This window comes from Arhodomonas sp. KWT (assembly GCF_010993615.1).
The window spans coordinates 1-7,821 of sequence record NZ_WNXE01000128.1 but is presented as its reverse complement, the minus strand read 5'-3'; the positions used below and the strand labels follow the sequence as shown (position 1 = coordinate 7,821).

Annotated in this window: 10 protein-coding genes and 1 pseudogene; all 11 read left to right on the top strand. The window is 73.2% G+C overall.

What is annotated here, in order from left to right; genetic code table 11:
* Nucleotides 1-321: pseudogene (locus G7A99_RS14545) on the top strand (glutathione synthase); the annotation flags it as partial.
* Nucleotides 321-1,367, top strand: coding sequence for an FAD:protein FMN transferase (locus tag G7A99_RS14540; protein WP_163141381.1), 1,047 nt, complete (start codon nucleotides 321-323; stop codon nucleotides 1,365-1,367). The pseudogene G7A99_RS14545 and the gene G7A99_RS14540, both read left to right, overlap by 1 nt.
* Nucleotides 1,364-1,723 carry a NusG domain II-containing protein gene (locus tag G7A99_RS14535; protein ID WP_163141378.1) on the top strand — a complete coding sequence of 120 codons (360 nt, stop codon included), beginning with the start codon at nucleotides 1,364-1,366 and terminating at the stop codon, nucleotides 1,721-1,723. Before G7A99_RS14540 ends, G7A99_RS14535 begins: the two co-directional genes overlap by 4 nt.
* On the top strand, nucleotides 1,720-2,274 hold the full coding sequence (locus G7A99_RS14530) for a Gx transporter family protein (protein ID WP_163141375.1): 555 nt from the start codon (nucleotides 1,720-1,722) through the stop codon (nucleotides 2,272-2,274). The genes G7A99_RS14535 and G7A99_RS14530 overlap by 4 nt, the downstream gene beginning before the upstream one ends.
* Nucleotides 2,261-3,169, top strand: coding sequence for an energy transducer TonB (locus G7A99_RS14525; protein WP_163141372.1), 909 nt, complete (start codon nucleotides 2,261-2,263; stop codon nucleotides 3,167-3,169). The genes G7A99_RS14530 and G7A99_RS14525 overlap by 14 nt, the downstream gene beginning before the upstream one ends.
* Before the next feature lie 53 nt (nucleotides 3,170-3,222).
* Entirely contained in the window at nucleotides 3,223-3,786 is a 564-nt protein-coding gene (locus G7A99_RS14520; protein WP_163141368.1) for a YqgE/AlgH family protein, read from the top strand.
* Nucleotides 3,779-4,225 carry a Holliday junction resolvase RuvX gene (ruvX, locus tag G7A99_RS14515; protein WP_163141365.1) on the top strand — a complete coding sequence of 149 codons (447 nt, stop codon included), beginning with the start codon at nucleotides 3,779-3,781 and terminating at the stop codon, nucleotides 4,223-4,225. The genes G7A99_RS14520 and ruvX overlap by 8 nt, the downstream gene beginning before the upstream one ends.
* Nucleotides 4,222-4,731, top strand: coding sequence for a bifunctional pyr operon transcriptional regulator/uracil phosphoribosyltransferase PyrR (gene pyrR / locus G7A99_RS14510; protein ID WP_018718730.1), 510 nt, complete (start codon nucleotides 4,222-4,224; stop codon nucleotides 4,729-4,731). Before ruvX ends, pyrR begins: the two co-directional genes overlap by 4 nt.
* Complete coding sequence (locus G7A99_RS14505; RefSeq protein WP_018718729.1) at nucleotides 4,728-5,696, top strand: aspartate carbamoyltransferase catalytic subunit; 969 nt, start codon at nucleotides 4,728-4,730, stop codon at nucleotides 5,694-5,696. The genes pyrR and G7A99_RS14505 overlap by 4 nt, the downstream gene beginning before the upstream one ends.
* A complete protein-coding gene (locus G7A99_RS14500; RefSeq protein ID WP_018718728.1) occupies nucleotides 5,696-6,985 on the top strand; it encodes a dihydroorotase in 1,290 nt (429 codons plus the stop codon). The genes G7A99_RS14505 and G7A99_RS14500 overlap by 1 nt, the downstream gene beginning before the upstream one ends.
* Nucleotides 6,982-7,683 carry a hypothetical protein gene (locus tag G7A99_RS14495; protein ID WP_163141362.1) on the top strand — a complete coding sequence of 234 codons (702 nt, stop codon included), beginning with the start codon at nucleotides 6,982-6,984 and terminating at the stop codon, nucleotides 7,681-7,683. Before G7A99_RS14500 ends, G7A99_RS14495 begins: the two co-directional genes overlap by 4 nt.
* The last annotated feature ends 138 nt before the right edge of the window (nucleotides 7,684-7,821 follow it).

The following is a 7,821-nucleotide window of genomic DNA, read 5'->3' as shown; positions in this document are numbered from 1 at the left end:
CGCATCCTGGTCATCGACGGCGAGCCGGTCCCCTACGCCCTGGCGCGGGTCCCGGCGGCGGGCGAGACCCGCGGCAATCTGGCCGCCGGCGGCCGCGGCGAGGGCGTGGAGCTCACCGAGCGCGACCGCTGGATCGTCGACGAGGTCGCGCCCGCACTCAAGGCCCGGGGCATCTGGTTCGCCGGCCTGGACGTCATCGGCGAGCACCTCACCGAGATCAACCTCACCAGCCCGACCTGCGTACGCGAGCTCGACCGCTTCTACGGCATGAACATCGCGGGCGAGCTCTTCGACTGGATCGAGGCGCGGCTTCCGCGGTGATGGCAATACGGCGGCAGGCCGCGACCGCGCTGCTGGCCGCCGTGCTCCTGGCGGCCTGCAGCGGAACGGGATCGCCACCACGCAAGGCCCGGCTCTATGCCTTCGGCACGCGGGTGACCATCACCGCCTACGGGCTGGACGGTCCGGGCTTCGACAATGCCGTCACCGACGCGCGGCGGCACCTGGAGACCTGGCACGGGCGCTGGCACCCCCGGCGCGGTGATGGCATCGCCAGGCTCAACCGGCGGCTCGCCGCCGGCGAGGCCGCCACCGTGCCCAGGGACCTGCGCCCCCTGCTGAGCCGCGCGGCGCGGCTGGAACACCGCAGCGGCGGACACTTCAACGCCGGACTCGGCGCCCTGGTCCGGCTCTGGGGCTTCGACGAGGCCACGGACCTGCCCTCCCGGCCACCCCCGGCGGGCGACGTCACGGACCTGGTTCACAAGCATCCGTCGCTGTCCGCACTGAGCCCCGGAGACGGCCGGCTGGAGGCGGGCCACACGGCAGTGCGCATCGATCTCGGCGGCTTTGCCAAAGGGGTGGCTGCCGGGCGCCTGCGCACCCTGTTCCGCGACGCCGGCGCCGATGCGGTTCTGGTCAGCGCCGGCGGCGACATCGCCACGGCCGGCACGCCCGGCGACCGGCCCTGGCGGATCGGCATCCGCTCCCCTCGCGGCGAGGGCCTTATCGCCCGTGTGACGCTGCGCGCCGGCGAGTCCATCTTCACCTCCGGGGACTACGAGCGCTTCTTCGAGTACGACGGCCAGCGCTACCACCACATCATCGACCCCGCCACCGGCCGACCCGCCCGCGGCGTCCGCTCGGTTACCGTCATCGCCGACGACCCCGGGCTGGCCGACGCCGCGGCGACGGCCCTGTTCGTGGCCGGCCCGGGCGACTGGGTCACCACCGCGCGGCGGCTCGGTATCGCCGCCGCGATGCTGATCGACGGCAGGGGCGGCGTGCACCTCACCGACGCCATGGCCAAGCGCATCGAGCTGCAGGGAGACCCGGCACCCGACGTGGTCGAGCGGGTGACGCCATGAGCGTGACCGATGGCGTGATCGTCTGCCTCGCCGTGATCCTGGTGGCCGCACTGCATGCCGGCCTCACGCCATCGACGGCCAACGCCACCCATGCCGAGATCTGGGTGGGCGGTGCCCACCACCGGCGCGTGGCGCTGGAGGGCGAGAGCGAGCTCACCGTCCACGGCGCCCTCGGCGAGACCCGGATCGCCGTGCGCGACGGACGGATCCGCGTGCTCGACTCACCGGGTCGCCGCAAGCTGTGCGTCCACGCGGGCTGGCTCACGCGCCCGGGGGAGACGGCGGTGTGCCTGCCCAACCGGGTCACGGTGACCGTCGAGGGCGACGGCCCGGGACTGGACGCGGTCAACCAGTGAACGGCGGGACCACGGTCACGGCCACCCGCGCCGACGTGCGCATCGCCTGGCTGGCGGCCCTGGCGACGGCGATCCACGCCCTCGAGGCCCAGCTGCCCTCGCCGGTGCCGGGGATCAAGCCGGGACTGGCCAACGTGATCACGGTCTTCGCGGTGTGCCGCTACGGCTGGCGCGCCGCCGCCTGGGTGGCGGTGCTGCGGGTGTTCGCCGCCGGGCTGGTCCTCGGCACCTTCCTCTCGCCGGGTTTCCTGCTCAGCGCCGCCGGGGCCACCGCCGCCGTGCTCGGCCTGGGGGTCGGGCGGCTGCTCCCGGGCACCCGGGCGATCGGCTACAGCACGCTGGCGGCCTGCGCCCACACCGGTGGCCAGTTCCTGCTCGCCTGGGGGCTGCTGGTGCCCCATCCGGCGTTGCCCTATCTCCTGCCGTGGCTGATGACCGCGGCGGTCGTGTTCGGACTGGTGAACGGTATAATCGCACGCGCGGTGCTGCAGCGGATGCCCGCGGAGGACGGCGGCACGGCAACGCACGGGAGCGGCCATGGCGGCGACTGATACGCGCACGCGACGACTGACCCTCGCGGTCCTTTTCTCGGCAGGGGCACACCTGTTCGTGCTCCTGGCCGTGGGATTCACCTGGCAGCCGCCTCACCCCCGGTCCGCACAGCCGATGCTCGACATCGCCCTGGTCCGCGAGCAACCGGAGCCCGAACCGCCCCCCGAGAAACCCGAATTCATCGCCAACGCGGACCGCAGCGGCGGCGGTGAGCAGACGGCCGCCGGCCGCCGCGAGCCGGTGACGCCGCAGCCACCGGCCCCGAAGCCGCCGGCATCGCCACCGCCCGCCGAGCCCGCGCCGGAACCGCAGCCTTCGCCACAACCGGCGCCGGCCCCGGAGCCGGGCCCCGAGCCGCCGGAGAAGCCCGAGGTCGCCGGCAAGGCCGAGGAGAAGGCGGCGCCGCCCGAGCCCGAACCACAGCCGGAGAAGCCCCCGAAACGCGAGCTCTCCGCCACCGACATCCTGCGCAGCAGCCAGGAGGTGGCCGCCAACGAGTCGTTCTCCCACTCACGCTCGCCGGGGGAATCCGACTTCCCGGACAAACGACGGATCAGCGCAAGCACCCGGGAGCACGCCGCCGCGGCCTACATGCGGAGCTGGATCGACAAGATCGAACGCATCGGCAACATGAACTATCCGGAGGAGGCACGGCGGCGCGGGCTCGGCGGCCGCCTGATCCTGGAGGTCACCCTGCGCCCCGACGGCAGCGTGGTGAGCGTGGACGTCCTCGAGCCCTCCCGCTACCCGGTCCTGGATCAGGCGGCACAGCGCATCGTGGACCTCGCTGCCCCTTTCGCGCCGGTACCGGAGCGCGTGCTCAAGGGCAACGACCTGCTGGTGATCACGCGCACCTGGGAGTTCAGCCGGGGACAGAACTTCAGCACCCACTGACGCCGGGCCCGGGGCTTGTGGGGGGCGAGAGCCATGGCGGATACTGTGCAGCCATGGGCAAAGGAAGCGATCTCACCAACCACCTGCTGATCGCCATGCCGAGCCTCGCGGACCCCAATTTCGCGCAGAGTGTCACCTATCTGTGCGAGCACACGGGGGAAGGCGCGCTGGGCATCGTGATCAATCGCCCCTCGGGGATCCGCGTCGGCGACCTCCTCGAGCACCTGGACATCGAGGTCGGCGACGCCGGCATCGCGGACCGGCCCGTATTCGCCGGCGGCCCCGTGCAGCGCGAACGGGGCTTCGTTCTCCACCGCCCGGTGGGGAACTGGGAGGCCAGCCGCGCGATCACCGACGAGCTCGCCATCACCACCTCCCGCGACATCCTCGAGGCCATCGCCCGCGGCGACGGACCGGCGGACTGGCTGCTCGCGCTCGGCTACGCCGGCTGGAGCGAGGGCCAGCTCGAGGAGGAGCTGGCGGAGAACGCCTGGCTCAACGGACCGGCGACCACGGGGATCCTCTTCCAGCAGCCCGTGGAGGAGCGCTGGCGCGCCGCGGCGGCGCTGCTCGGGGTCGACCTGAGCCGGCTCTCGTCCCAGACCGGCCATGCCTGAGCGGGCCCGCGAGGGGCACTACCTGGGCTTCGATTTCGGCCTGGCGCGCATCGGTGTCGCCGTGGGCGAGCCGATCACGGGCGGCGCCCGGGGTGTCACCACGCTACAGGCCCAACAGGGCGCCCCGGACTGGGACGAGGTCGCCGCACTGATCGAGCACTGGCGTCCGCTGGCGCTCGTGGTGGGCATACCCCCGCAGCACGCCGACGGCACCGAGTCACCGGTGGCCCGCGCCTCCGACCGCTTCGCCCGCCGCCTGGCCGGGCGCTTCGCCCTGCCGGTCCACCGGACCGGCGAGGCGATGACCTCACAGGCCGCCCGGCAGCGCCTGCACGCTATCGGACGCCCCGCACGCGGGCGCCGGGATAAACACCGCATCGACTCGACCGCCGCGGCGGTGATCCTGGAACACTGGTTCGCCGAGGGAGGAACCGCATGACCCAGCTACCCCCGGCCAGCGAGCTGCTGACCCGGATGCAGTCCGGCATCGGTGAATGCATCGCCGGCATCGATCCGGCCCGGCTGGCGATGGTGGGCATCCACACCGGCGGCGTGTGGCTCGCCGAACGCCTCCACCACGCCCTGGGGATGGATGCCCCACTGGGGCGGCTGGACATCGGTTTCTACCGCGACGACTTCTCGCGTATCGGCATGCATCCGCGGGTCCGCCCCTCGGAGCTGCCCTTCGAGGTGGACGACCGCATCATCGTGCTGGTCGACGACGTCCTCTACACCGGGCGCACCGTGCGCGCGGCGCTCAACGAGCTGTTCGACTACGGCCGCCCCGCCGCCGTGCGCCTGGCGGTGATGGTCGACCGCTGCAGCCGCGAGCTGCCGGTCTGCGCGGACGTCGCCGGCACCCGGATCACCCTTCCCGCCGGCCAGGCCGTACGCCTGTCCGGCCCCGAACCCCTGACCCTGAGCATCGAGCGGCACGACGAATGAGCGCACAGATCGACGACGAGGGGCGGCTGCGCCACTTCCTCACCACCGAGGGGGTGCCGCGGGCGCTGCTGGAGGATATCCTCGACACCGCGGAGTCGTTCACCGGGGTGATCGGCAAGTCCGTTAAGAAGGTCCCGCTGCTGCGCGGGCGCACGGTGATCAACCTGTTCTTCGAGTCGAGCACCCGCACCCGCACGACCTTCGAGCTCGCCGCCAAGCGGCTGTCCGCGGACGTGCTCAACGTCAACGTGGCCACCACCACGACCAAGGGCGAGAGCCTGCTGGACATGCTCCACAACCTGGAGGCGATGCAGGCCGACATGTTCGTGGTGCGTCACAGCGAGAGCGGCACCGCCGACTACATCGCCGACCATCTCGGCGAGGGCGTGGCCGTTCTCAACGCCGGCGACGGGCGCCACGCCCACCCCACCCAGGCGATGCTCGATGCCTTCACCATCCGCCGCCACAAGGGCGCATTCGAACCGCTGCGTGTGGCCATCGTTGGCGACATCCTCCACTCCCGTGTGGCGCGCTCGCAGATCCACGCCCTCAACGGCCTGGGTACCGGCGAGGTCCGCGTGATCGCCCCGCGCACGCTGCTGCCCCGCGACATCGGCGAGCTCGGCGTGCACGTCCACCACGACCTGGACGAGGGCCTGCGCGACGTGGACGTGGTCATCATGCTGCGCCTGCAGCGCGAGCGCATGCAGGGTGCGCTGCTGCCCAGCGAGGAGGAATACTTCGAGCACTACGGGCTGACCGAGGCCCGCCTGGCCGCGGCCAAGCCGGACGCCATCGTCATGCATCCCGGACCGATCAACCGCGGCGTGGAGATCGACAGCGACGTGGCCGACGGCCCGCGCTCGGTGATCCTGGAGCAGGTCACCAACGGCATCGCCGTGCGCATGGCGGTGATGTCCATGGTCATCGGCGCCCGCACCGAGAGTCAGCGGGAGGAGGCGTGATGCGCATACTCATTCGCGGCGGACGCATCATCGACCCCCGCAGCGGCATGGACCGCACCGGCGACCTCGCAGTGAGCGACGGCCACGTCGCCCACTGCGGCGATGTCCCCGACACGTTCGCCGCAGACGAGATCTTCGAGGCCGCCGGCCATATCGTCTGCCCCGGGCTCATCGATCTCGGCGCCCGACTCGGGCGACCGGGCCCGGAGCACCCGGACACCATCGCCGGCGAGGCCCATGCGGCGGCGGCCGGCGGCATCACCACCCTGGTCTGCCCCCCGGACACCGACCCGCTGATCGACGCGCCGCCGGTCGCGGAGCTCATCCACCGCCGTGCCGCCGAGGCCGGCGGCGCCCGCGTGCTGCCGGTGGGCGCGCTCACCCGCGGCCTGGCCGGCGAGCAGCTCGCCGAGATGGCGACCCTGCGCGCCGCCGGCTGTCCGGCGGTGGGCGACGGCGGTCACCCGGTGGCCGACACCCTGGTGCTGCGCCGGGCCCTGGCGTACGCGGCGACCTTCGGCCTGCCGGCGATGATCACGCCGCTGGACCCCTACCTGGGCACGGCGGGCTGCGCCCACGAGGGGGCCGTCGCCACCCGGCTGGGGCTGCCGGGCATCCCCACCGCGGCGGAGACCGCCGGAATCGCCCGCTGCCTCGCCCTCGCCGCGGAGGGCGAGGCGGACGTGCACTTCAGCCACCTCTCCACCGCCGAGGCGCTTACACTACTGCGCCAGGCCCGCGCGGACGGCGCGCGGGTGAGCGCCGACGTCACCCTCGCGCAGCTGTTCTTCACCGAGCAGGACCTCACCGGCTACGACGCGCGCTTCAACCTGCGCCCGCCGCTGCGCACCCTCGCCGACCGCGAGGCACTGCGCCGCGCGGTGGCCACGGGGGACATCGGCGTGATCTGCTCCGGTCATCACCCCCTCGGGGGCGACGCCAAGGACGGGCCCTTCGCCACCACCAGCCCCGGCGCAAGCGGCGTGGATACCTTCCTGCCCCTGCTTCTGAGGCTGGTCGAGACCGAGGTCCTGCCGCTCCCCGAGGCGATCGCACGGGCCACCAGCGGCCCGGCCTCGGTGCTGGGCCTGGATACCGGCACCCTGGCCCCGGGCGCCCCCGCGGACATCTGCGTGTTCGATCCGGACGCCGTGTGGTGGTGCCGGCGCGAGACCCTCCGCAGCCGCGGGCGCAACTCGCCGTTCCTCGGCTGGGAGATGACCGGACGCGTGCGCTACACGCTGGTCGACGGCCGGCTCGTCCACCGCGACGACGCCGCGACGGCATGAGCACCGTCTGCCGAGTCGTCGGCTGCGACCGCGTGGCCGGGGGCTGGTGGTGGCTGCGCCTGACCGGCATCCCGGCGGACGAGGCCGCCCCCGGGCGGTACTGCCGCATCATCCATGCGGGCCGCCCGAGCGTACTCCCGCTCAGCCATGCCAGTGCAGAGGAGGGCTGGACCGGCGGGCTCCTGCCCCCGGGGGCCTTTGCAACGCCGCCGGCCGCTGGCACGCGGGTCACCGCGGATCCGCCCGAGGGAGACGCCCTCGCGACCTCGTACCCCGACCCACCGGTGATCGTCGCGGAGGGGATCGGCGCGGGGCCGGCGCTGGCCCTGGCCGAGCGGTGCGGGCCCGCACCGCGGCTCGTGCTCATCGGCTGCTGGCAGTCGCCGCCCGCCCGGCTGTGCCCGTCACGTTTCCTGACCGCCGGCCTGCCGCCGGAGGCGATCGCCGGGATCGCGCCGCTGGAGGATGCCGGCATACCGGCCCGGGTCGCGAGCCGCGCCGGCGAGCCGGGCTGCTTCGAAGGAGAAGTGATGGAGATGCTGCAGCACTACCTCGCCGGGCTCACGCCGGAGGAGGCGCGTGCCGTCCCGCTGGCCGCCTGTCTGCCGGCGGGAGCGCTCGCCACGGAGGTGGACGGCCTGCGCGGTGTGCTGGCCGGCGTCGAGCTCGCCCGCCTGCCGCCGGGGGACGGGCAATAGCCGCGGCGACGGTTACTCGTCCTTGAGGGTCATGCTCTCCGCGGCCTCCTCCATCTTGCCTCGGCTGCCCTCGTCGCCGAGCTTGATCATCAGCCGCACCTCGTTCTGCGAGTCGGCGTGGCGGAGTGCTTCCTCGTA